The organism is uncultured Psychrobacillus sp. (assembly GCF_938022135.1).
Taxonomy (GTDB): Bacteria; Bacillota; Bacilli; order Bacillales_A; family Planococcaceae; genus Psychrobacillus.
The window spans coordinates 1-23,627 of the sequence record NZ_CALIED010000055.1 but is presented as its reverse complement, the minus strand read 5'-3'; the positions used below and the strand labels follow the sequence as shown (position 1 = coordinate 23,627).

Below are 23,627 nucleotides of genomic sequence, written 5' to 3'. Positions count from 1 at the left end.
TTTTTATAGGGGTGGATAAAAAATGATATACGTTTGTAAGTTGTTAGGTATTTCCTATCCAATCATTCAGGGAGGGATGGGAAACATAAGTAACGCTCAGCTTACAGCTGCAGTGTCTGAAGCTGGTGGTTTAGGTACAATTGGTTGTGGTACGATGACACCCAAAGAAGTGGAACAAATCATACTAGAAACAAAAGAGATAACCGAAAAAAGATTTGCTATTAATATTGCCATTAATGTTTCATCATTTGTAGAAGAACTGATAGAACTTGTTATAAAACACGAAGTACCGATTGTATCTTTATCGGCTGGAAACCCAGCACCCTATATTCCTATTTTACAAGCAAACGGGATTAAAGTGATGACGGTTGTCGCTTCTGTAAAACAGGCGCTAAAATCAGAACAAGCAGGGGCAGATATGATAGTTGGTGAAGGTTTTGAAGCAGCAGGTATTAATTCTAGTCTTGAATTGACCACTTTCACGTTAATTCCTCAGCTAGTAAAACATGTGAGGATACCTGTTATTGCGGCAGGAGGAATTGGTGATGGGAAAGGATTGGCGGCCGCACTATCCCTAGGTGCTAGTGGGGTGCAGCTAGGAACAAGGCTAGTGGCGACGAAAGATGCGCCCTTTCATGAAATGTATAAAAAAAGAGTAATTCAAGCTAGTGATTTAGATACGATATTGCTTGGGCGAAGTGTTGGTAGAATTCGGAGAGTGTTAAATACTCCTTATGCGAGTCGGTTGATTGACCGAGAAAAACAGGGGCTGACTATCGATGATTATTTAAAAAGTACGACGGAGGAGCACCATAAAAAAGGAGCGATAGAGGGAGACCTAGAAAGTGGTTTTTTAAACAGTGGCCAAATAGCTGGTTTGTTGGATGATCTACCTTCAGTAGATGATTTGTTCAAGAGAATGATGATCGAAGCAGAACAAAAACTTCATAATGATTTAATAGAAATTAGACAATTAAAAAAAGAAAGCTAAAAACGAAGACCACCTCCGGTCAGCGAATTTAACTTCTCATTTTAAAGGCATCAAGCGTTTTTAGTTTGTGATTTCTAGCATATTGCTCGATTGAAGAACTGCTCGCCTTATCCTCTAGTAATTGTATAAGGGTCTCATGCTCTTCAATGGATAGGGGGGTTCTCTTAGGATAAAACGTAAACCCAGCCTGTCTCACTATATCTAGTCGACCCCATGTTTCTTCAATATTTTTTATTAGTAATTCGTTTGGACAAAATGAGTAAATATGAAAATGGAATTCTCTATTAAGTGCTCCTAGTTTATCTAATTCATAGTTATCAAGCATAATTTTCATTTCTCGGTTAATTTCTTTTAACTTTGTAATACCATCAGCTGTAATGCTTGTGGCGCTAATAGCCGTAGCATAGCCCTCAAGTAAAGCGAGTACTTCCAATGATTCCTTATATAGTTGATTGTCAATTCCTTTGACGATTGCTCCGATATTAGGTTTAAATTCAAGAAGCTTTTCTGATTCGAGCTGATGAATTGCTTCCCTGACGGGAATATGACTAGAGCCGACCTCCTTTGCAATTTGATTGATAATGATTCGTTGACCAGGTGCGTAAGTACCATCTACTATTCTTGTACGAATAACTTTGTAAGCATATTGGCGTTTATTCATATTAGTATTCATAATAATCGAATTGTATATCATTTAATATATGAAATCAATAAATAGATAGATTATTTAAAAATTACTGAAACAATTTATACAGTTATTTTGTCAAGATACGAACTAAATATAGAAAATAGTGAGATTTATATGCTTCCTATTAGTAGAGTAGAACATAATATCAAAAATATATTCTGATAATAAAATAAATTCTGATAAAACATTGTAATAATATATAAAATGATATATGATATTTGTAAATATTTAACGAAATTTCTCCTGCTTGCTCGATAAAAGAAAGGAGTAATTCATTTCATCTACTTGTAAGCGCTTCCAATAGTGTGATGTGTGTTCTTTAAAAACTAAATGATTAAAGTAGGTGAGTTATATGTTAGAAGGCTTAGAGATTGGGAGTAAAGAGACCATTCAAATCACAGTTACAGAATTGATGTTTGCTGCATTTGAAGGAGAAGTAGTACACCCTGTCTATTCGACGGTGAGTATGACATATCATATGGAATGGGTTTCTAGGAAAATAATTTTACCTTTTTTAAGCGCTGAACAAGAGGGAATGGGAGCTGCAGTTAAGATCAAGCATGTTTCACCCGCTCCTTATGGAAGTCTGGTTACTTTAACTGCTACTGTTACAGAGCTTCGAGACAATAAAGTAATAACAAAAGTGGTAGCTGAGAGTCAAGCTGGAGTTATCGGTCTGGGTGAGGTAACTCAGGTTATTTTGCCAAAGGCTACAATAAAAACAAAATGGAACGAGGCTACAGCGTAAGAATGTACACTGAAATTGCCTAAGGAGGAATTGATCTAATGCTAGCTGAAAGATTATCAATGACAAAAGAATTTGAGCTTTTCGATCGAATGGCTTCTCATGAGCAGGTTGTATTTTGTAATGATCCCACTACTGGCCTACGAGCGATTATCGCTATCCATAATACGACCCTTGGTCCAGCTCTCGGTGGATGTCGAATGCAACCTTATAATAGTGTGGAAGATGCGCTCGAGGATGTTCTAAGGCTTTCAAAAGGTATGACGTATAAGTGTGCAGCAGCAGATGTGGACTTTGGGGGAGGAAAAGCAGTCATTATTGGTGATCCTAAAAAGGATAAATCACCGGAGCTATTCAGAGCATTTGGTCAATTTGTCAATTCACTTGGCGGCCGTTTTTACACAGGTACAGACATGGGCACGACGATGGAAGATTTCATACATGCGATGAAGGAAACTAATTTCATTAATGGACTACCTGAGGCTTATGGTGGTGGAGGGGATTCATCGATCCCAACAGCAGCTGGAGTTATAAATGGATTAAAAGCTACAAATCAAACACTGTTTGGAGATGAAGAACTTGGAACGAAAAGCTATGCAATTCAAGGACTAGGAAAAGTAGGATATAAAGTTGCTGTTAGTTTACTAGAAGCTGGCGCGAACCTTTTTGTAGCTGATATAAATGATGAAAGCCTTCATTCCATTCAGCAGATTTCAGCAAATTTAAAGGGAAACGTAAAGATTGTATCGAATGATGAAATTTACTCTACTGATGCCGACGTTTTTATTCCTTGTGCACATGGAGGAATTATAAATGATATGACGATTCCTAAGTTGAGAGTAAAGGCTATAGTAGGTTCTGCCAACAATCAATTACTAGCAGATCGACATGGAAGAATGCTCAGAGAAAAAGGAATACTATACGCACCGGACTATATCGTCAATGCAGGCGGTCTGATTCAAGTAGCTGATGAGCTATATGGCTTTAACCATGAGCGAGTTCTAGCTAAAACGAAGCAGATATATCATACCTTATTAGAGGTATATAAGGAGGCTTCCCTAACCGGAAATACAACGGAAGAAGCAGCAAATACGATGTGTGAAAAGCGTATTAAGAACAGAAAAGCTCGCAATAACTTCTATTCAGCACCATTAAAGCCAAAGTGGAGTATTCGCAAATAAGTCGTTTGGAGGGAAGCTAAGTGAAGCATAATTATCCTTTAAAAAGAATAATGGATGATGAAGGGACACTACTAGATGAACAATTCAAAGAACAAATTGAGGAAAGCTTAGTCAAAGAACTTTACTTTCACATGCTCCGCATTCGAACGTTCGACCGGAAGGCTATCAACCTACAAAGACAAGGTCGATTAGGAACCTATGCACCATTCGAGGGGCAAGAAGCATCTCAGGTTGGTAGTGCGCTTGCATTAATGGAAGATGACTGGGTTTTTCCGACCTATCGTGATCATGGAGCTACTTTAACGTTTGGTAAGAGCATGGCGAGAACCTTTTTATACTGGAACGGAAGAATAGAGGGATGTTCATCCCCGAAGAATAGAAACATATTCCCTCCCGCTGTGCCAATCGCAACTCAGCTTCCCCATGCTGCAGGAGCAGCCTGGGCAGAAAAAAGAAAGGGCACAAAAAATATAGCAATCGCTTATTTTGGTGATGGTGCTACATCCGAGGGAGATTTCCATGAGGGATTAAACTTTGCTAGCGTCTTTAAAGTACCTGCTATCTTTTTCAATCAAAACAATGGCTTTGCAATTTCTGTTCCTACTGAAAAGCAGATGAATTCAGAAACCATTGCACAAAAAGCAGTGGCTTATGGAATGGCTGGTGTTAGAGTAGATGGAAATGATAGCCTTGCTGTATATTTTGAAACGCTTAAAGCAGTAGAGAAAGCAAGAGCAGGGGATGGACCTACCTTAATAGAGGCTGTCACATGGAGAAAAGGGGCTCATACGACTGCAGATGACCCATCCAAATATAGAGATGCTACCATGGGAGACCATATCGTGGATCCCCTTCTAAGACTGGAGTTATTTATGAAAAATTACGGTTACTGGAATGAAGAATGGTTGCAAGCTACTACTGAGGAGATTAGTAATGAAATAGATGCAGCTGTAGAAGAAATGGAAAATTTCCCACCTCCTAACGTAGAGGATGTTTTCAATCATGTATTTGCTGAAATGCCTGCTCAGCTAACCGAACAAAAAGATGCGTATCTTGCATATTTAGGGAGGCAATGATCAATGACCCAGTTAAAACAATCAAGTGTGATACAAGAGACAACAAAGCAAATGACATTAATCCAGGCGATAAACGATGGGATGCGTGTTCTACTAGAGGAGGACGAATCTACACTTGTGCTTGGTGAAGACGTGGGTAAAAATGGTGGGGTTTTTCGAGCTACTGAGGGACTCCAAGAAAGGTTCGGTGCTGATCGAGTAATCGACACTCCTCTTTCTGAATCAGGAATAATAGGTACTTCTATTGGATTAGCTGTAAATGGATTTAGACCAATAGCTGAAATTCAGTTTTTAGGGTTTATTTATCCAGCATATGAGCAAATCATGACACATGCTTCGAGAATTCGGATGAGGTCTATGTCTCGTTTTACAGTGCCAATGGTTATTCGTGCACCTTATGGAGCAGGCATACGTGCACCGGAAATACATTCGGACAGCACCGAAATCTTATTTACTCATATGCCTGGTATTAAAGTGGTCTGTCCTTCCAGTCCATATGATGCAAAGGGATTGTTAATAGCTGCAATGGAAGATCCTGACCCAGTTCTTGTTTTAGAGCCTATGAAGAACTATCGATCGGTGAGAGAGGATGTACCAATAAATAAATATAAAGTGGAAATTGGAAAGGCGAAGGTTGTCCAGGAAGGGGCAGATGTAACCCTTATTGCTTGGGGAGCAATGGTTTCAATTGCTCAAAAAGCTGCAGAGCTTGCAGGAAAAAAAGGAATACATTGCGAAATAATAGATTTACGTACGCTTTATCCATTAGATAGGGAAACAATCGCCAAATCTGTGCAAAAAACAACTAGAGCAGTAATCATTCATGAAGCTCATCCTACAGGTGGGTTAGGTAATGACATCGTATCTATTATTAACGATACCTCATTCTTATATTTGCGAGCACCTGTTGAGCGAATTACAGGTTTTGATGTTCCTGTTCCATTCTTTACTTTAGAAGAGCATTATCTACCTACTCCCGCTAGAGTGATGGAGGGGATTGATAAAGTAATTCATTTTTAAGGAGGGTTTTGAATGATTGATGTGAAATTACATGATATAGGAGAAGGAATGACTGAAGGAGAGGTTATCCACTATTTAGTTAAAGTGGGTGATAGGGTGCAAACGGACCAGCCTTTAGTTGAAGTCCAAACAGATAAAATGGTTGCTGAACTTACCTCTCCTTGTACTGGTATTGTCAAAGAGATTCGAATTGCTGCAGGAGAAATGGTAAAAGTAGGTACCAGTCTTCTTTCCTTAGAAAGTGAGGGCGGAGGGGGTTCCTCAACCGAGCAGTCGTCAAAGGATATATCAGTAGAGACTAGCAGTAACCAGCCCTTAAAAGAAGATAAATCCTTAGAGTTTACTTATAAGAGAATACTAGCTACGCCTTACACAAGAAAAATAGCTAGGGAACATAACATCAATTTAGAGGATGTGACCCCTTCAGATCCTTCAGGAAGAATTACAGAAGAGGACGTTATGAGGTTTATAGATAATAAAACAGAGAAGAAGATTATACCTGAGAAGATTGTTGCTCAAACGCAACCAGATGAAATACCTTATAAAGGAATTAGAAAAAAGATTGCTGAAAATATGAAGAAATCACTCTTTACCATCCCACATGTAACCCATTTTGACGAAGTGAATATGACTAATCTATTAGAAATGAAGGCACAGATGAAAGCCACTGGTCATTCCATAAGTATTCCAGCCTTTCTCTTGAAAGCACTTGTCATTTCCTTAAAGGATTTTCCGATATTCAATGCCGAGCTTGACGAAGAAAATAGTCGGATACTCCTCAAGAAAAGCTATCACATAGGCATAGCCACCAACACAGAAAACGGACTGATTGTCCCTGTACTCCACGATACCGATAAAAAATCTCTCATACAAATAAATCAAGAAATAAAAGAATTAACACAAAAGGCCATAGCAGGAAAGCTTCAACCATCAGAAATGCAAAACAGCACATTTACAGTTAGTAATGTAGGACCTTTAGGCAGCATAGCCGCCACTCCTATTATCAATTATCCAGAGACTGCATTAATCGCTTTTCATAAAACTAAAAAACAGCCAATCGTTAATGCGCAGGATGAGATTGTTATTGGACACATCATGAATCTATCCATGTCATTTGATCACCGCGTAGCAGACGGTGCAACTGCAATTGCATTCACGAATCGTTTTTCAAGTTTAATCGAACATCCACATAAACTAATTTTGGAGATGATTTAAATGGTTGTAGGAGAAATAAGCCATAAACGAAATCTGATCATTATTGGGGGTGGACCTGGAGGATACAGCGCAGCTATACGAGGTGCTCAGCTTGGCCTTTCCGTTACTTTAATTGAGCAAAAAAAACTAGGAGGTGTGTGCTTAAACGAAGGCTGTATACCTTCAAAGGTTTATTCTTTTGCAAGCTCGAAACGTTCCGAGTTGGATCAGCTAGCTAAGATTGGTATTGATGCGGCTGGAAGAGATATAGATATCCAGAGATTACTTGAATATCAAAAGGAAGTAATCGGACAGCTGAAGTCAGGTGTAGAGAAACTTTGCCAGGCCAATAAGGTCGAAATCGTTCAAGGGAAAGCTACGTTTATAGCAAAGCATAAAATTGGTGTGGAAAATGGTCACCAATTCGATATGTATGAGTTTGACCAAGTAATTATCGCTACAGGTAGTAAAAATATACTTCCTAGCTATATAACATCTAAGAGTCCTCATGTGCTATATCCGTTTGAACTGTTTCAACTAAGCAAGCTGCCTGAAGATGTAATCATTGATGGTCAAGATTATATTGCCCTAGAAGCGGCCTCAAGCTTGGCAACACTTGGCACACAAGTAACCTTATTAATAGAATCCGATACTGGGCTACCTTTTGATGAATCGGTCAATAAGGAGTTATTAAGAATATTTAAAAAGAGAAAAATAAAAGTAGTAGAGAAAAAAGAAATTATTGGGACTTATGAGGATTTAAACGGTGTCTCTGTTACGGTGTTAACCAATCAGCATAAAGAAATGAAAATGGGGGCTTCTTGTTTAGTGGTTCCTGAGCTTAGGGTCTCAAACGTAGAAGAGCTTGGGTTGAAGCGTCTGGGCATGGAGTTAGGTGGAAATGGATTTATCCAAGTAAATAATCGTTTAGAAACTTCAATCCCTAACATATATGCAGTTGGAGATGTAACAGGTGGTCCCCTGCTTGCTTGGAAGGCTATCAAACAAGGAAAAGCGGCAGTATCTTTCATTGCTGGAGAAAGACCAGAGGTGGACATAACGATCGCACCCACTTGTGCTCATACAATCCCTCCGGTAGTAACTGTTGGTTTAACGGAACAACAGGCAAATAACCTAGGACTTTCTGTACGTATAAGTAAATTTCCGCTTGGCAGTAATGGTTATTCCACAATTACTGGGAAAAGAGATGGATTTATAAAGGTAATCTCTGATTCTACGACCGAAGTAATTCAAGGAATTCATATGATTGGCGATGGCGCTATCGAATTGTCAGGCTCCTTTTTACAACTATTAGAGATGGCTGCGAAGGAGGAGGATATAAAATTTCCAAATTACGTGCACCCAGGCATAAATGAGGCACTACTGGAATCTGTGGAAGGATTGCTTGGACAAGCGATTCATCTAGCTCCAGTAAAGAAGGAAGTGGTAATTGGTTAAATTACGGCTGTAAACTATTTTACCAGAAGCTTGTTAAATAACTAAAAGAGTCGGAGGGGGAAATAAACGTGAAGAAGAGATGGAAGAGTCTTTTAACTGTATTAGCTAGTGCATCCTTGTTACTTGCTGCCTGTGGAGATGAGGGTGAGAAAGCTTCTTCGTCCAAAACCTATAATATTGGAGTTACTCAAATTGCGGAGCATCCATCCTTAAATGCAGCTTATGACGGCTTTAAAAAGGCTTTAGAGGATGCAGGGATCGAAGCAGAATATGATTACCAAATTGCGCAAGGAGACAATAGTATTAACACCACTATAGCTACAAACCTAGTTAGCGCCAACGTCGATTTGATCTTTGCAAACTCAACAGGAAGTGCTCAAGCTGCACTTAGTGCAACGCAGGACATTCCGATTGTATTTACATCTGTTACAGATGCAGTTGGTGCAGAGCTAGTCGAATCGATGGAAAAGCCAGGTGGTAATGTCACGGGTACTATTGATTCCCACCCGGACGCTATTGCTAATACTATGAAATTTTTAAAAGAAGAGCTTGGTGCAACGAAAGTAGGAATGGTATTTAACTCCGGAGAACAAAATTCACGCTCTCAAGTAGATTCCGTAAAGGAGTTATTGGAAGACATGGATATGACAGTTATAGAAGCATCTGTAGCTACAACAGCTGACGTTAAGCAAGCAACGGAATCACTTATAGGGAAAGTCGATTCTATGTATATCATTACAGATAACACAGTTGTTTCCGCTCTGGAGTCGGTAATCTCGGTAGCAAATGAAAATAAAATTCCAGTTATGGTAGGAGAATTTGATTCGGTTAAACGTGGTGGCTTAGGAGCTTATGGATTTGAATACTTTGATATTGGTTATGAGGCTGGTCAGATGGCAGTCAAAATATTAAAAGGGGAAAGTAAGCCTGCTGATATCCCAGTACAGGTGCCTCAAAAGCTAAAACTAATTATGAACAAAGAAACTGCAGATACAATTGATGTGGATATTAAAGACGAGTGGAAAGCTGAAATGAGCGAATAACGAGGAGGTGATTCTTTATGTTTTCAGCAGTATTCGGCTCAATGGAACAAGGAATCATTTATGCAATTATGGCACTTGGAGTGTATATCTCATTCCGAGTGCTAGATTTTCCTGATCTTACGGTTGACGGTAGCTTTGTAACAGGGGCAGGGACTGCCGCTACGATGATTATACTTGGGTATCATCCCGTATTGGCAACAAGTATTGCTATATTAGCAGGCTTTGTAGCAGGCTGTATGACTGGGTTGCTACATACGAAGGGAAAGATAAATCCCCTTCTATCTGGGATATTAATGATGATTGCACTGTACTCGATTAATTTAAGAATTATGGGACTCACCTCTGAAAACTCTATAGGTCGTCCTAATATTCCCCTGTTGAATGCTGAAACTCTTTTTGTTCAGTTCCAATCATTTTGGAGTGGGCTTGGCATAGATTCCGCACTCAATAGCCTTTTGCAAATGCTTGGAGTAGAAAGAGTTCCATCTACATGGGGAACATTTTTTCTAATGGCTTTAGTAGTCATCCTTATTAAAATCATAGTAGATTGGTTTTTAAAGACCGAGATAGGCTTAGCGATCAGAGCAACTGGTGACAATAAGAAAATGATCCGCAGTCTATCAGCCAATACAGATACTTTAATCATTATAGGTCTTGGTTTTTCAAATGCACTAGTTGCTTTCTCAGGGGCCTTAATCGCTCAGTATGCTAAATTTGCGGATATTGGCCTTGGGATTGGGATGATTGTAATTGGTCTTGCTTCTGTGATTATTGGTGAAGCTATTTTTGGAACAAAAACGATTGTCCGTACAACATTAGCCGTAATAGCTGGAGCGATAATTTATCGTATCGTGCTTGCACTGGCTCTCCGTTTAAACTTTTTGGATACAGGTGATATGAAGCTTATCACCGCGGTAATTGTTATAGGAGCACTTGTGCTACCACAGTTTTTAGAAAAGAAACGGGAAAAAAATAGAAAGGCAAAGCGACATTCTGAAAGACTTCGAGAAAACCAATCCTTACTGATGAAGGAGGGGCCAGCTATTGTTAAAACTCAATCAGATTAATAAGCTTTTTAATGAAGCAACACCAGATGAAAAGGTAGCATTAGACCAAATTAACCTTGAGCTCCGTTCGGGTGACTTTATGACAGTCATTGGCAGTAACGGAGCAGGTAAATCAACCATGCTTAATATGATATCGGGCGCTCTATCTCCAGATTTCGGAACAATAGAGATTGAAAAAAAAGATGTTACTAAGATGCCTGAATATAAACGCTCTCAAATGATTGGTCGAGTTTTTCAGGACCCGATGGCTGGTACCGCTCCGACGATGACTATTGAGGAAAATCTTGCGATGGCCTATTCAAGAAATAAAAAAAGAAGTCTCAAAATTGGTGTCGATAAGAAAAGGCGTGAATTTTTTCGGTCCTCTCTTGAAACGTTACATCTCAACTTAGAAAATCGACTAAATGCAAAAGTCGGGTTGCTGTCTGGTGGAGAAAGGCAGGCACTTTCCTTATTAATGGCAACCTTTACAAAGCCGGCCATTTTACTTTTAGATGAGCATACAGCAGCACTCGATCCTTCCAGGGCAGAACTCATTACGAGTTTAACAAAGGAACTGGTGGAAAAGGATAAGTTGACGACGTTGATGATTACGCATAATATGCAGCAGGCTTTAGATTTAGGCAATCGATTAATAATGATGGATAAAGGTCAAATCATTTTACAAATAGATGCCGAGGAGAAAAGAACTTTAACAATTAATAAGCTTATGGATGAATTCCAACGAATCCGGGGAGAGAAGTTAACAAGCGATAAAGCATTGTTATCGGTCTAAGGAGGTATACAGATGAGTTCAGCAAGCATAAAGCTTCGTCATCTAAACGCGTTAAAAACAGTTGAGGTGGATCCTCTCACTAATTCGTTTTACTTAAATGGACAAAGAAATGGGCTAAAGGATTACCCTGTTGCTTCTCCCGTTTGTGGGACAGTGTACGGAACTATACTTAACTATAAAGAAGATCTCACAGCCATAGAAGAGCAGCTTCATCAAAAACCTTATGCTGCTCCTCCTAACGCACCTATCTTGTATATAAAACCGGCAAATACAATCAATTTTCATGGTGCTCCTATTCCTATGCCAAAGGGGGTCTCTACACTAGAAGTTGGAGCATCGTTAGGAGTAGTTATTGGTAAGAAGGCAATTGCTATAAAAGAAGAGGATGCATTTTCTTATATTGCTGGTTACACAATTGTAAATGATGTCAGTATTCCACACGATAGTATTTTCCGACCAGCGGTGCCATACAAGGCAAGGGATGGTTTTTGTGCCATTGGACCTTGGATCATAGATGCCAAAAATATTATGGATCCAAATTCCTTTACGATAAAGGTCTATATAAACAATGAACTCCGGTTAGAAAAAAACACGTCTACTCTAGTGCGCCCAATTGCTAGATTGCTAGAAGAAATAACGGAGTTTATGACGTTAGACGTTGGGGACCTCCTACTGGTCGGAATTCCTACAGCTTCTCCTAAAGTACACGTAGGAGATCAGATCAGAATTGATATAAGCGAAATAGGATCATTAGAAAACTATATGATGGATGAGGAAGAGGGGTGTTTCCTATAAAAAGAGCTAGAGTTGCATATGGTGGTGCTATTTATAATGCAAGTGAATATGACGCTAGTCTTCAGCTTGAGGATGGTAGGATTGTGAACCAGGATGAGGTTACATGGTTAACACCCCTTAACCCGCGAACAACGTTTGCTTTAGGTCTTAACTATGCCGATCATGCTGCAGAATTAGCTTTTGATGCCCCTTCTGAACCTCTTATCTTTCTAAAGGGACCTAATACATTTGTAGGTCATAACGGGTTTACCAGACGACCATCAGATATAACTTACATGCATTACGAATGCGAGCTTGCTGTTGTAATCGGTAAAAAAGGCAGATATGTAAAAAAAGAAGACGCTTACGACTATGTGAAAGGCTATAGTATAGCAAATGATTATGCATTTAGAGATTATCTTGAGAACTATTACCGACCAAATCTTCGTGTGAAAAATAGGGATGGCTGTACTCCGCTTGGACCATGGTTAGTGGATAAGGAGGACATTTCAGATCCAATGAATCTTCCATTATATACGTATGTTAATGACAAGCTCGTTCAAAAGGGTAATACGAAGGATATGATATTTGATATTCCAACACTTATTGAATATATTAGTAGCTTTATGACCTTAAGTGAAAATGATGTCATTTTAACCGGGACACCTAAAGGCTCGGTGGATACTAAAGTGGGCGATCATATTGTGACCGAAATTGAAGGAATTGGTCGCCTAGCAAATACTATTATAGGTGATGAGACATTCATGAAGAGTTAATACGGGAGGGGAATTGATTTGCCTCATTTTATTGTAGAGTACACAGACAACTTAAAGGAAGACATTAACGTGGATCAGCTATTAAAAGATGTTCATCAAATACTTATAGCTAGAAATGATACATTCCCAATTGGAGGAATAAGGTCGAGAGCAATTGAGCTAACAAACTATCGAGTGGCTGATGGGTTAGAGGATGATGCATTTGTACATGCCACATTAAAGATTGCTGCAGGTAGGTCTGAAGAAATCAAGGCAGAAGTATGTGACGCTATATTCGAGGTTATTAAAGCTCACTTCGATGAAACGATGAATAAAAGATATTTAGCACTGTCTATGGAATTGGTTGAATTTAGTGATTCAGGAACATACAAGCAGAACAATATTCATTCTCGTTTTTAAATATCGTCATGCTTTAAATCATATATTATTTCATATATTTTCGTTTATTTTATTCAGAAAATTCGGATTTAGGAGGTAGTAATTATGGGTGCTCGAACAGGGAAGGAATACATCCAAGGTGTGAAGGATCGTCAAACAGAGGTGTGGATTCACGGAGAAAAAGTAGAGGATGTGACTACCCATCCAGCTTTTAAAAACGTGGTAGAAAGTGTAGCGGGTTTATATGATCTCCAGCATGAAAAACCAGAGAAAATGTTATACAAATCACCAACTACCGGAGATAAGGTGGGGCTTTCCTTTATCGCACCGAAAACAAAGGAAGATTTGTTTAAAAGAAGAGAAATGCATAGTGAATGGGCAGCTTTTTCGGGTGGAATGATGGGTCGTTCACCTGACTATTTAAACACGAGCATTATGGCGTTTGGAACAGCAAGTAAGTTCTTTGCACAGGAGGGCGGCGGAAGTAAGCAATTTGCTAAAAATGCAGAAGATTATTATGAATATGCGAGAGAGAACGACATCAGTCTTACGCATACACTTATTCATCCGCAGGTGAACCGATCCATGCTGACACAATCGGAACAAAAGGACCCTTTCTTATCTGCCCGTATTACTAAAAAGACGACAGATGGAATTATCATAAACGGTTGTCGCCTTCTAGCTACCTTAGGGGGAATAACGGATGAATTAGTCGTCTTTCCATCTACTATAAATCGAACTTCTGGTACAGTGGACGATCCATTTGCCTTTGCATTTGCTATTCCGAACAACACGCCAGGCTTAAAATTTCTCTCTCGCGAATCTTTTGATTATGGAAAGAGTAAATGGGACCATCCACTAGGTGCCAGATTTGATGAAAGTGATGCGATTATATCGTTCGAGGATGTGTTAGTGCCTTGGGAGAGAGTCTTTGTTTGTGAAAGCACTGATATTTGTAATCGTACGTATGCAGAAACGAATGCCGTTATCCATATGACGCATCAAGTAATCTCTAAAAACGTTGTGAAAACTGAATTTATCCTAGGTGTAGTTATTAGCATGATGGAGGCCATTGGTATCGATAAGTTCATGCATGTAAAGGAAAAGGCCAGTGAAATCATGGTGATTCTAGAGGTGATGCGCTCTCATTTATACCGAGCAGAGCATAATGCAAAGATAGACCAATATGGCAATATGACTCCAGACTTTGAGCCATTAAATGCAGCAAGAAACTGGTTTCCTAAAATGTACCAGCGTATGAATGAAATTATCAAAATTTTAGGTGCCTCTGGATTAATGGCATTGCCAACTGAAGCAGACTTTAGCAATGATGATGTAGGTTCTTTAGTACATCGCTATACTCAGGGTGCAAATATAAACGGGGAAGAACGTGTGCAGCTGTTCCGTTTAGGCTGGGATATATCCATCAGTGCATTTGGAAATCGGCAAGCTCTATATGAATATTATTTCTTTGGAGATCCGGTTCGTATGTCCAATGCTTATTATGATAGCTTCAATAAGCAACCGTATAAGGATATGGTGACTAGCTTTTTAAATAGAGCGAAAAAGGAAGCAGGCATACTTTCATAGTAAAGATTTTCATAAAGGAGTGTATCCATGCAACAGCTTAAAAATGAAATAGATAATCAGTTATTCCGAACGATAATGGGCAGCTTTGCAACTGGAGTTACGGTCATTACTACAAAAGTAGAGAACGAAGTTTATGGCATGACAGCGAATGCATTCATGTCAGTTTCTCTAGAGCCTAAGCTAGTGGCTATAAGCATAGGAGACCAAGCTAAAATGCATTCTTATATAAACTCATCTAAACGATTTGCCATCAATATTTTGGCTGCTAACCAACTGGAGCTTTCGAAGCAGTTTGCTGGGCAGTTGAATTCGAACCTGGAGGTAGCATTTGATTACTATCAGGAGCACCCTATTTTAAAGAACTCGCTTGCAGTTATCACATGTGAGTTGTTTAACCAAATAGACGCAGGCGATCATACTATTTTCATCGGAAAAGTAATAGGGGTAAAGCACGAACCAAGTGAGCCTCTCTTGTTTTTTGGAGGTAAATACCAAGAGTTAAACAAATAGCTGGAGGAAGAAAATAAAGAGTTGAAAGGAGTAGGATAAAATGGCGTATGAAGAAGAAAAGAAGAAGCTAAGAGGTTCTATTTGTCCTGTAGTTACTCCATTTACAGAAAATGGAGAAATAGATGAGGAATCCTTTAAGAACCTTATCCATTGGCAAATAGAAAGTGGGAGTCACGGTATATCTGTGACAGGTACAAGTGGGGAACCAAGCTCGTTAACGATTAATGAACGTAAAAGAGTAATGAAGCTAGCCAGTGAAACAATTGCTGGGCGAGTATTTTTTGCACCTGGTACAGGGTCAACCAACCACGAAGAAACAATGGAGCTTACTAAGTATGCAGAGGAACTAGGCGCTGATGCTGCTATGGTAATTGTTCCCTACTATAATAAACCAAATCAGGAAGCCTTATATACACACTTCAAAGTAGTTGCAGACTCTGTAAAAATCCCAATTATTATCTATAACATTCCAGGCAGATCTGCAGTAAATATGGAAGTCGGTACGATGAAGAGACTAGTTGAAGCTTGTCCAAACATTGTTGGTGTAAAGGAGGCCAATAAGGATTTTGAGCATGTCAATCGTGTCCTACTTAATTGTGGAAGAGATTTTCTTCTTTATTCAGGAATAGAGCTTCTATGTTACCCAATGCTGGCTATTGGCGGTGCAGGCTTTATTAGCGCGACGGCTAATGTAGAACCTGCTAAAGTAGCGGAGCTTTACAATGCTTGGACAGCTGGAGATGTGGAGAGGGCTCAGGATCTACATTTCGAACTAATGCCTTTGAATGATGCGTTATTTAGAGATACGAATCCTGCTCCGGCAAAGGTAGCACTTGGAATGATGGGGAAGATAAACCCTAAACTGCGACTTCCATTAGGTCCACCATCACAAGCGGTAAAGGATGAAGTGCGACAGACTTTAATAGAATTAGATATTCTGCCGAAAGAAACTGCCCAACAATTTTAATGAAAGAAGGTGATGAACATGGTGTCTTCTCATGAGTTAATGTCACTCAAGCATGAAACCCAACAAAGCATTTCCCTCTATATAAACGGTGAATTTACGTCTGCAGCTAGTGGTGCCACCTTCATCAACATGAATCCTTTTACGAACGAGCAAATCAATACAGTCTCGGAAGGCCAAAAGGAAGACATAGATAAAGCTGTTGCAGCAGCTCGTGATGCTTTTGACAATGGTCCATGGAAAACGATGAAGTTAAGTAAAAGGTTGTCTTATATTTATCGTATTGCAGACCTTATTGACGAGGAAGTAGAACGAATCGCATATTTAGAGGCTTTAGACACCGGTTTGCCAATAAGCCAAACAAGAAAAATGGTAAACCGTGCCTCTGAAAACTTTCGCTTTTATGCAAGGATGGTTGAAAGTCGTCTAGTAGGTGATGTCTATCAGGTGGACGACGAATTTGTCAATTATACGATTCATACCCCTGTAGGTGTAGCCGGCTTAATAACTCCATGGAATGCACCTTTCATGCTTGAGACATGGAAGATTGCTCCAGCCCTTGCTACAGGAAATACAGTAGTCCTAAAGCCAGCAGAGCTTTCTCCTCTATCTGCAAATCTATTAGCAGAGGTGATTCATAAGGCAGATCTACCAAAAGGAGTCTTTAATGTGGTTCACGGTATGGGAGAAGTAGCTGGTGATGCTTTAGTTAAGCACCCAGATGTACAGCTCATTTCTTTTACCGGGGAGACTACAACTGGCTCTACTATTATAAAAAATAGTGCAGACACCTTGAAGAGCTGTTCCATGGAGCTAGGCGGTAAATCTCCAATAATTGTTTTTGAGGATGCTGATTTCGAGCGAGCACTAGACGCCTGTGTATGGGGTATCTTTTCCTTTAATGGGGAACGCTGTACAGCTAATTCCCGGCTATTCGTCCAAGAAAGCATTAAAGACAGGTTTATAGATGCATTAAAGACGAGAGTTGCAAATATCAAAGTGGGAGACCCTTTAAATGACCTGACGGAGGTTGGCCCTCTAATTGACCGGGGTCACTATAACAAGGTACGTGGCTATATAGACATAGCACATAAAGAAGGTACTGAGGTAATCTCAGGACATATTCCAGCTGAATTTTCCAAAGGAAATTTTGTGCCACCAACATTAATTTTAAATGCTCATAACCAAATGCGGGTTGCTAAAGAAGAAATATTCGGCCCTGTTCTAATTGTTATGTCGTTCCAAGATGAAGAGGAAGTCATTAAGCTTGCGAATGACACTGTTTATGGGTTGGCAGGTTATGTGTGGACGAACGATATTAAACGTGGACATCGTGTAGCGCATAAAGTGGATGCAGGAATGCTATGGGTAAATGCTCAAAACGTTCGAGATCTTAGAACTCCTTTTGGAGGGACGAAGTATTCTGGTATAGGCAGAGAAGGTGGGCATTACAGCTTTGATTTTTATACGGAGCATAAAATTATTCACGTATCCATTGAGAATCATCATATCCAGCAATTTGGAAAACAATAGAAAGGGGGAGAAGGCTATTGGATTTTTCCATTATACGTATCGCTCGCACAGTACTACATGTTAAGGATTTAGAGCTATCTCGTAAATTCTATGTAGATGGATTGGGGATGATAGAAACCGAGAGAGATGATAGGCATGTCTATCTAAGGGGACTAGAAGAACATTGTCATCACAGTCTATTACTAAAAAAAGCCGAGAAATCAGTTGTGGAAGTGCTAAGTTACAAGGTGATGAAGGAAGAAGATTTAGAGCACATTGAAAAATTATTTATTGCTAAAGGACTTAAAACGAAGTGGAGTCCTAAAGGAAATCAGTATGCTATCGGTAGAACGCTTAGAGTTCACGACATTTCGGGTATTCCGCTAGAATTTTTTGCAGAAATGCCTACCGTGGATCGGATGCTTCAAAAATACGATCTATATCGCGGAGCAAAAATTCAGCGAATAGACCACGTCAATTGTGCTGTACCAAATGTGCAAAAAGCCTATGATTTTTATGTAAACAGTTTAGGATTTTCTTGTTCCGAATACACAGAAACGGAAGAAGGTGACTTATGGGCTGCCTGGTTATTCCGAAAGCCTACAGTTCATGATCAAGCGTTCATGAGTGGGCCAGGACCTAAGCTCCATCATTTTGCGTATACTTTATCTGACCGGCTGAGCGTGCTCGACTGCTGTGATGTGTTGGCTAGTATGGGTTATGCGGATTGTATCGAGCGCGGACCAGGTCGACATGGATTATCTAACGCATTCTTTCTATATTTAAGAGATCCAGATGGTCATCGTATAGAATTATATACCGGAGACTATTTGACTTGCGACCCAGATATGAAGCCTAAGCGTTGGGATTTAAATGATCCTCTACGTCAAACATTCTGGGGGCATCAGGCACCAGACAAATGGTTCAATGAAACTAGCACATTTATTGATATTGAGACCGGCGAAGAAATAAATAGCGAAGAGCCAAAGCTTGAGCAACGAAAACCGAAAATTTTAGTATAAATATGGATTCATCTGAGATTAGTGCAGATGTGAATTTTTAGACTGTAGACAGACACCCTGAATATTGGTGTTTGCCTATAGTCTATTTTCTATTAAAATAAAGATAAAGTTAGAAATGTTGAATTTCACTGCAAACGGACCCTTACCGTGGGAAGCTTCAATCGCTGCGAATAGTTCAAGGTCTTTAGCTCCGGCTATTTGCGTTGGAGATGCTTACCATAAGAGTTGGTTCCAAAAGACTTTCTGGTCACGCAAACGGGATGCAGTGTTAATCTCACATTTATTTGAGTAAGGAGGGAGAAAGGCTTTGAATGAGAAATTAATAAGAGTTGGAACTATTTATATCCCAGTTTCAAATGTTTCTCTCGCTAGCGATTGGTACCAGCAGCAACTCGGCGCTGTCGAGAATTATAAGGACGAGGAAAAGGCGATTTTGGACCTAGCCAATCAAAGTGTCTTTTTGATTAAAAGTAAAAAAGAAGAAAGTCTGAACTTTAAAGATTTCCATGGGAGAGAGCATTTTGTTTTAACATTTGAAGTAGATGGGATAGATAATCTTCTATTATTACACAAAGAATTCAAAGAAAAAGGATTGCGGGTAGGGGAAATAGAAGATAGAGGACATGCTGGTAGAAATTTTGTATTTCAGGATCTTGATGAAAACAAATTTGATGTATGGAGCGAATTAAGCCCTTCTTTTAAAAAATAATAGGAACTGATAATTAAGAGACTACCTATGTCTCTTTTTTATTTTGTTTAACTGGTTTATTTTTCGATAAACAAGTGATAAATAGGTTTTAAGGTGATATATCAGGGAATTACAAATAAGGAATGCACTATTTCGAAGGAGGATTTCATAATGGCAGAAGAAAAAGAAATGAGAAATGGTTCAACCGAAAGTAACCAAGGAAAAGAGACGCTTACAACTCGACAAGGTCATCCTGTAACGGATAACCAAAATATTCGAACTGTAGGAAATCGCGGTCCTGCTACTCTTGAAAACTATCATTTCATTGAAAAAATTTCACACTTTGACCGAGAAGAAGTTCCTGAGCGAGTAGTTCATGCTCGTGGAGCTGGTGCTTTTGGCTATTTTGAAACTTACGGAAAAGTAGGGGACGAGCCCGTAGAAAAGTATACTCGTGCAAAAGTATTTTCAGGTGCTGGAAAACAAACACCTTTGATGGTGCGCTTTTCAACAGTTGCAGGTTCTAAGGATTCTCCAGAGACTGCTCGTGATCCACGAGGTTTTGCAGTTAAAATGTATACGGAAGATGGTAACTGGGACTTAGTAGGAAACAACTTAAAAATATTTTTTATTCGTGATGCGATGAAATTTCCAGATATGATTCATGCATTTAAGGCAGACCCTGCTTCTAATATCCCTAACCCAGAGCGTATGTTTGACTTTGTTTCTAAATCACCTGAAGCGACACATATGATTACTTTCCTATTCTCCCCATGGGGAATTCCGGCTACATATCGCCATATGCAGGGATCTGGTGTAAATACGTATAAGTGGGTAAATGATAAAGGCGAAGCAGTATTAGTAAAATATCATTGGGAACCAAAGCAAGGTATTCGCAACCTAACTCAAGATGAAGCTGATGCCATTCAGGCAAAAAATGTTGCTCATGCCACACAGGACTTATATGAATCCATTGAGCGAGGAGAATATCCAGAGTGGGAGTTATTTGTTCAAATTATGAGCGATGATGAGCATCCTGAGTTAGATTTTGACCCATTAGACGATACAAAGCTATGGCCACCTGAACAATTCCCGTTCCTACCAGTAGGTAAGATGGTATTAAACCGTAATCCGGTCGATTACCACGCTGAAATAGAGCAGGCTGCATTTGGTACAGGCGTATTAGTAGATGGATTAGACTTTTCAGATGATAAAATGCTTCAAGGTCGTACTTTTTCTTATTCTGATACACAACGTTACCGCGTAGGAGCAAACTATTTGAAGCTTCCAGTTAATGCGCCTAAGGTTCCTGTAAGAACAAATCAGCATCGTGGTCAAATGGATGTGCATAGACCAGAGGAAGCTGGTGGAAATCCACATATCAATTATGAACCATCCATGATAGGTGGATTGCAGGAAGCAGAAAAAACGGAACGAATTAAGCACGAGCCACAATATAATGCTAAGGCTACAAGTGCACCAATAGATCGAGAGAATAACTATGGACAAGCAGGCGAGACTTATCGTAGCTTTGAAGATTGGGAGCGCGATGAATTGATAAACAACCTGTCTACCGCACTTTCGATTTGTGATCCTCGTATCCAAGAGGCTATGGTCTACCACTTTACACAGGCAGACGAAGATTATGGTCGTCGTGTAAAAGAAGGTATCGAGATGAAGATGAAAGAAATGGAAGACTTAAAAAAACAACAAAAACAAGAGAGCTCTCCGGGTGCTAATGCTGCTGCGGATAAAGCAGAAGATGTTGGTCGAGAATCTAAACCTTACTAAGAATTTCAAACCCCTTCACTTAAATGAAGGGGTTCTTTATTTCAATTATCAAAAGGAGTGTATATAAATGAAAGTAATAGTAGTAGGAGCGAATGGTCAGATTGGTAAACAGGTCGTGGAAAAATTACAAGATCATAGTGATCATACGGTGACAGCAGTAGTTCGAAAACAGGAGCAGGTTAATGATTTTAAAGAAAAAGGGATAGAAGCAGTATTACTTGATTTAGAGGGTAAGGTAGACTTATTAACCGAAGCATTTACTGGAGCTGATGCAATCATTTTCGCAGCAGGCTCAGGAGGACATACAGGTCCTGATAAGACATTACTGATTGACTTAGACGGAGCAGTAAAAACAATGGAGGCTGCTGAAGATGCAGGTGTAGAACGTTATATCCTGGTAAGTGCTTATGACGCTGACAAACGAGAAAACTGGAATGCTGAAATGAGACCTTATTATGTTGCTAAGCACTATGCAGATCGAATGCTCGAGCAAAGTAAACTAAACTATACAATCGTCCGACCTGGCGGCTTAATAAATGAAAAAGCATTAGGAAAAGTGACAGTTGGGGTAGATGCAGAGCCGAGTACAATTACTCGCGAGGATGTAGCGGAGATACTGGTAGCATCTTTAGAAGAATCAGGCACCTATCAAAAAAGTTTTAATGTCGTGAATGGGACACGATCCATTAAAGAAGCTATTAAGAATATATAGTAATAATATATATATTAAACGGACTCCATATTGTGGAGTCTTTTTTTATAGGACTTTTCTTATTCTCTTAAGTTATTAATTAAAACTACTCGGTAAGGCAAACAGCCTTAGTTAATAACTGTATATCATAGAGAATTTCTTGTTTAAAAGCGTCATTTTCACATCTATAGTAATCATCCACTAGTCTAACTAGTTCTATATAAATGAGGTTCATTATAAAAGCCTCCTTCTTCATTAGTCAAAAGTATCTATTCTATTATACCTACTTTTAAGTGGTCATAAACATTTATTTTTGAATATTTACAAGGGAAGAAAAGAAATCATTGACTAACCACTTAAATGAATCATAAAGCTGTCGGACGTTTGGGGAAAAATGCATACTTTAGTGATTGCCTGCACTTTAAAAATGGAATTAAACGGTTTTATTTACAGTCCTCTTACTAGTTTAGAATAAACCGTTATTAACATATCCATTAATTGATTGAAGTTCGAAAGGTTATTGTATAAGGTCGTATAAATACTGTATACGTTCATCGGACGAGTACCATCTCATCTTGTAAAGAAGGGGAGTTAATATATCATATATTATTAATACCTGCATTGAAATAAAAGGGATATAATGTTAAATTATAATAGTGTGAATATTTTGTATTTTAGGGGGTTGATTTTATGAATGAAGATTGTTTTAAAGGTGAAGGGGAAAAAGGGTTGTCTAGTAGGTCTTAATTGTTTCCCCATACCTGTTTTTCTTAAAGAAGAATAAGCATTCTCTATCAAGTAAGGCAAAACACAAGACCACTATTGATAAGGGAACATTACTGGCAAAGAGAAAGTGAAGGTCAAAACCTGACGTATTAACTAATAAGGAGAAAAACCATGAATATAGAGAGTTTCCACACTGTGCTGATTAAGCACTTAGATTTAATGCAAAATAAAGATATTATTCCTTTTCTACAAACTATTTCTGAACAAGAAGATATAAGTGTAATAATGCCTAACGGTCGCTTGATTAGCGGGTATAAAGATGTCGCTGAATTTAATAAAGATTGGTTTGGATAGCGACTGGAGTTTAAGTTATCAAATTATTAAAGAAGAATGTACAGACGAGATGGGCTACGCTGTTGTGGAGATTGAGTATAAGGACGTGGATCAGAATGGGAATCCATATGACAAAATTTATTACCTTACATTAATATTTAAAAAAAATAATGAAAAATGGTTACTAGTACATGATCAGAATACATTTACTTGAAATATTAATTGCTTAAGAAGAAGCTGTTTTATACGAAAGCAAAGAGGTGAATCTTTGGATAGAATTGATAAACGGAATCGATTGAGCGAGGAAGTCTTTACGTATAGAATTACGAAAGATAAAAAAGTATTTATCTCTTTTCAAGGAAGACATGTTACCACGCTCGTAGGAAAAGCTAGCGAAAAATTTTTGAGCAAGATCCATTCTGCAGACTTCAAGGAAGCACAATTGCTAATGGCCAAAGCGACAGGAAATTTTAAGCATGGAAATGAAAAGGATAACAAATAATTTAAGTTCAGTTGATAATAAACAGCTTATTGATTTTAAAATCATAAGCTCAGACTGTAGACAAACTCCAAAAATTTTGGAGTTTGCCTACAGTCTTTTTTCTTTTAAAATAGAAGTAACGCGAGGAAGAGT

General features: G+C 38.9%; 26 protein-coding genes. 24 read left to right on the top strand and 2 right to left on the bottom strand.

Going from position 1 to position 23,627, the window contains the following annotated elements:
* The first annotated feature begins 22 nt into the window (after positions 1-22).
* Positions 23-991, top strand: a complete 969-nt coding sequence (locus Q0371_RS11055) for a nitronate monooxygenase (protein ID WP_298471062.1) — start codon at positions 23-25, stop codon at positions 989-991.
* 28 nt (positions 992-1,019) lie between these two features.
* Here Q0371_RS11055 and Q0371_RS11050 read toward each other — a convergent pair whose 3' ends face one another.
* Positions 1,020-1,652 (bottom strand): GntR family transcriptional regulator, encoded by a 633-nt coding sequence (locus Q0371_RS11050; protein WP_298471061.1) that lies wholly within the window; start codon positions 1,650-1,652, stop codon positions 1,020-1,022.
* Positions 1,653-2,031: 379 nt separating this feature from the next.
* Here Q0371_RS11050 and Q0371_RS11045 point away from each other — a divergent pair, with 379 nt between their 5' ends.
* The 20 genes from Q0371_RS11045 (at position 2,032) to Q0371_RS10950 (ending at position 21,955) form a co-directional block, all read left to right on the top strand.
* A complete protein-coding gene (locus tag Q0371_RS11045) occupies positions 2,032-2,427 on the top strand; it encodes a thioesterase (RefSeq protein WP_169358255.1) in 396 nt (131 codons plus the stop codon).
* A 38-nt stretch (positions 2,428-2,465) separates the two neighbouring features.
* Entirely contained in the window at positions 2,466-3,605 is a 1,140-nt protein-coding gene (locus Q0371_RS11040; protein WP_298471060.1) for a Glu/Leu/Phe/Val dehydrogenase, read from the top strand.
* Between the two features lie 20 nt (positions 3,606-3,625).
* A complete protein-coding gene (gene pdhA, locus Q0371_RS11035; RefSeq protein WP_298471059.1) occupies positions 3,626-4,681 on the top strand; it encodes a pyruvate dehydrogenase (acetyl-transferring) E1 component subunit alpha in 1,056 nt (351 codons plus the stop codon).
* A 3-nt stretch (positions 4,682-4,684) separates the two neighbouring features.
* Entirely contained in the window at positions 4,685-5,701 is a 1,017-nt protein-coding gene (locus Q0371_RS11030) for an alpha-ketoacid dehydrogenase subunit beta (protein ID WP_298471058.1), read from the top strand.
* A 12-nt stretch (positions 5,702-5,713) separates the two neighbouring features.
* A complete protein-coding gene (locus tag Q0371_RS11025) occupies positions 5,714-6,916 on the top strand; it encodes a dihydrolipoamide acetyltransferase family protein (protein ID WP_298471057.1) in 1,203 nt (400 codons plus the stop codon).
* Positions 6,917-8,353 carry an FAD-dependent oxidoreductase gene (locus tag Q0371_RS11020; protein ID WP_298471056.1) on the top strand — a complete coding sequence of 479 codons (1,437 nt, stop codon included), beginning with the start codon at positions 6,917-6,919 and terminating at the stop codon, positions 8,351-8,353. It begins immediately after the preceding gene.
* 68 nt (positions 8,354-8,421) lie between these two features.
* The gene (locus Q0371_RS11015) at positions 8,422-9,396 is read left to right on the top strand and encodes an ABC transporter substrate-binding protein (RefSeq protein ID WP_298471055.1); all 975 of its coding nucleotides are present in this window, start codon (positions 8,422-8,424) and stop codon (positions 9,394-9,396) included.
* 17 nt (positions 9,397-9,413) lie between these two features.
* Positions 9,414-10,463, top strand: coding sequence for an ABC transporter permease (locus tag Q0371_RS11010; protein ID WP_298471054.1), 1,050 nt, complete (start codon positions 9,414-9,416; stop codon positions 10,461-10,463).
* Positions 10,441-11,238, top strand: coding sequence for an ABC transporter ATP-binding protein (locus tag Q0371_RS11005; RefSeq protein WP_298471053.1), 798 nt, complete (start codon positions 10,441-10,443; stop codon positions 11,236-11,238). The genes Q0371_RS11010 and Q0371_RS11005 overlap by 23 nt, the downstream gene beginning before the upstream one ends.
* A gap of 12 nt (positions 11,239-11,250) precedes the next feature.
* Entirely contained in the window at positions 11,251-12,033 is a 783-nt protein-coding gene (locus tag Q0371_RS11000) for a fumarylacetoacetate hydrolase family protein (RefSeq protein ID WP_298471052.1), read from the top strand.
* Complete coding sequence (locus Q0371_RS10995) at positions 12,030-12,788, top strand: fumarylacetoacetate hydrolase family protein (RefSeq protein ID WP_298471118.1); 759 nt, start codon at positions 12,030-12,032, stop codon at positions 12,786-12,788. The genes Q0371_RS11000 and Q0371_RS10995 overlap by 4 nt, the downstream gene beginning before the upstream one ends.
* An 18-nt stretch (positions 12,789-12,806) precedes the next feature.
* Entirely contained in the window at positions 12,807-13,187 is a 381-nt protein-coding gene (locus tag Q0371_RS10990; RefSeq protein WP_298471051.1) for a 5-carboxymethyl-2-hydroxymuconate Delta-isomerase, read from the top strand.
* Positions 13,188-13,271: 84 nt separating this feature from the next.
* Positions 13,272-14,756, top strand: coding sequence for a 4-hydroxyphenylacetate 3-monooxygenase, oxygenase component (gene hpaB / locus Q0371_RS10985; RefSeq protein WP_298471050.1), 1,485 nt, complete (start codon positions 13,272-13,274; stop codon positions 14,754-14,756).
* Between the two features lie 48 nt (positions 14,757-14,804).
* Positions 14,805-15,266: a flavin reductase family protein gene (locus Q0371_RS10980; protein ID WP_298471116.1), complete on the top strand. Its 462-nt coding sequence runs from the start codon at positions 14,805-14,807 to the stop codon at positions 15,264-15,266.
* 40 nt (positions 15,267-15,306) lie between these two features.
* Positions 15,307-16,233 carry a 2,4-dihydroxyhept-2-ene-1,7-dioic acid aldolase gene (gene hpaI / locus Q0371_RS10975; RefSeq protein WP_298471049.1) on the top strand — a complete coding sequence of 309 codons (927 nt, stop codon included), beginning with the start codon at positions 15,307-15,309 and terminating at the stop codon, positions 16,231-16,233.
* Positions 16,234-16,251: 18 nt separating this feature from the next.
* Entirely contained in the window at positions 16,252-17,763 is a 1,512-nt protein-coding gene (hpaE, locus tag Q0371_RS10970; RefSeq protein ID WP_298471048.1) for a 5-carboxymethyl-2-hydroxymuconate semialdehyde dehydrogenase, read from the top strand.
* Positions 17,764-17,780: 17 nt separating this feature from the next.
* On the top strand, positions 17,781-18,764 hold the full coding sequence (gene hpaD / locus Q0371_RS10965) for a 3,4-dihydroxyphenylacetate 2,3-dioxygenase (protein WP_298471047.1): 984 nt from the start codon (positions 17,781-17,783) through the stop codon (positions 18,762-18,764).
* A 307-nt stretch (positions 18,765-19,071) separates the two neighbouring features.
* Complete coding sequence (locus Q0371_RS10960; protein ID WP_298471046.1) at positions 19,072-19,473, top strand: VOC family protein; 402 nt, start codon at positions 19,072-19,074, stop codon at positions 19,471-19,473.
* 150 nt (positions 19,474-19,623) lie between these two features.
* Positions 19,624-21,243, top strand: a complete 1,620-nt coding sequence (locus Q0371_RS10955) for a catalase (protein ID WP_298471045.1) — start codon at positions 19,624-19,626, stop codon at positions 21,241-21,243.
* Positions 21,244-21,310: 67 nt separating this feature from the next.
* Complete coding sequence (locus tag Q0371_RS10950; protein WP_298471044.1) at positions 21,311-21,955, top strand: SDR family oxidoreductase; 645 nt, start codon at positions 21,311-21,313, stop codon at positions 21,953-21,955.
* 85 nt (positions 21,956-22,040) lie between these two features.
* On the opposite strand, the gene Q0371_RS10945 is transcribed toward Q0371_RS10950, so the two are convergent.
* On the bottom strand, positions 22,041-22,169 hold the full coding sequence (locus Q0371_RS10945) for a hypothetical protein (RefSeq protein ID WP_277347061.1): 129 nt from the start codon (positions 22,167-22,169) through the stop codon (positions 22,041-22,043).
* 662 nt (positions 22,170-22,831) lie between these two features.
* Here Q0371_RS10945 and Q0371_RS10940 point away from each other — a divergent pair.
* Genes Q0371_RS10940 through Q0371_RS10930 form a run of 3 tightly spaced genes read left to right on the top strand, consistent with a single transcriptional unit; the run spans position 22,832 to position 23,495 of the window.
* A complete protein-coding gene (locus tag Q0371_RS10940) occupies positions 22,832-23,014 on the top strand; it encodes a hypothetical protein (RefSeq protein ID WP_298471043.1) in 183 nt (60 codons plus the stop codon).
* Positions 22,980-23,207 carry a hypothetical protein gene (locus Q0371_RS10935; RefSeq protein ID WP_298471042.1) on the top strand — a complete coding sequence of 76 codons (228 nt, stop codon included), beginning with the start codon at positions 22,980-22,982 and terminating at the stop codon, positions 23,205-23,207. Before Q0371_RS10940 ends, Q0371_RS10935 begins: the two co-directional genes overlap by 35 nt.
* 54 nt (positions 23,208-23,261) lie before the next feature.
* Positions 23,262-23,495, top strand: coding sequence for a hypothetical protein (locus Q0371_RS10930; RefSeq protein ID WP_298471041.1), 234 nt, complete (start codon positions 23,262-23,264; stop codon positions 23,493-23,495).
* Positions 23,496-23,627: the final 132 nt, after the last annotated feature.

Coding starts and splice junctions, on each gene's coding strand:
- Q0371_RS11030 (WP_298471058.1), top strand. CDS start 4,685: ATGACCCAGTTAAAACAATCAAGTGTGATACAAGAGACAACAAAGCAA.
- Q0371_RS11000 (WP_298471052.1), top strand. CDS start 11,251: ATGAGTTCAGCAAGCATAAAGCTTCGTCATCTAAACGCGTTAAAAACA.
- Q0371_RS11025 (WP_298471057.1), top strand. CDS start 5,714: ATGATTGATGTGAAATTACATGATATAGGAGAAGGAATGACTGAAGGA.
- hpaI (WP_298471049.1), top strand. CDS start 15,307: ATGGCGTATGAAGAAGAAAAGAAGAAGCTAAGAGGTTCTATTTGTCCT.
- Q0371_RS10955 (WP_298471045.1), top strand. CDS start 19,624: ATGGCAGAAGAAAAAGAAATGAGAAATGGTTCAACCGAAAGTAACCAA.
- Q0371_RS10950 (WP_298471044.1), top strand. CDS start 21,311: ATGAAAGTAATAGTAGTAGGAGCGAATGGTCAGATTGGTAAACAGGTC.
- Q0371_RS11050 (WP_298471061.1), bottom strand. CDS start 1,652: ATGAATAAACGCCAATATGCTTACAAAGTTATTCGTACAAGAATAGTA.
- Q0371_RS11045 (WP_169358255.1), top strand. CDS start 2,032: ATGTTAGAAGGCTTAGAGATTGGGAGTAAAGAGACCATTCAAATCACA.
- Q0371_RS10935 (WP_298471042.1), top strand. CDS start 22,980: ATGTCGCTGAATTTAATAAAGATTGGTTTGGATAGCGACTGGAGTTTA.
- Q0371_RS11020 (WP_298471056.1), top strand. CDS start 6,917: ATGGTTGTAGGAGAAATAAGCCATAAACGAAATCTGATCATTATTGGG.
- hpaE (WP_298471048.1), top strand. CDS start 16,252: ATGGTGTCTTCTCATGAGTTAATGTCACTCAAGCATGAAACCCAACAA.
- Q0371_RS10945 (WP_277347061.1), bottom strand. CDS start 22,169: ATGAACCTCATTTATATAGAACTAGTTAGACTAGTGGATGATTACTAT.
- Q0371_RS11010 (WP_298471054.1), top strand. CDS start 9,414: ATGTTTTCAGCAGTATTCGGCTCAATGGAACAAGGAATCATTTATGCA.
- Q0371_RS10940 (WP_298471043.1), top strand. CDS start 22,832: ATGAATATAGAGAGTTTCCACACTGTGCTGATTAAGCACTTAGATTTA.
- hpaB (WP_298471050.1), top strand. CDS start 13,272: ATGGGTGCTCGAACAGGGAAGGAATACATCCAAGGTGTGAAGGATCGT.
- Q0371_RS11040 (WP_298471060.1), top strand. CDS start 2,466: ATGCTAGCTGAAAGATTATCAATGACAAAAGAATTTGAGCTTTTCGAT.
- Q0371_RS11055 (WP_298471062.1), top strand. CDS start 23: ATGATATACGTTTGTAAGTTGTTAGGTATTTCCTATCCAATCATTCAG.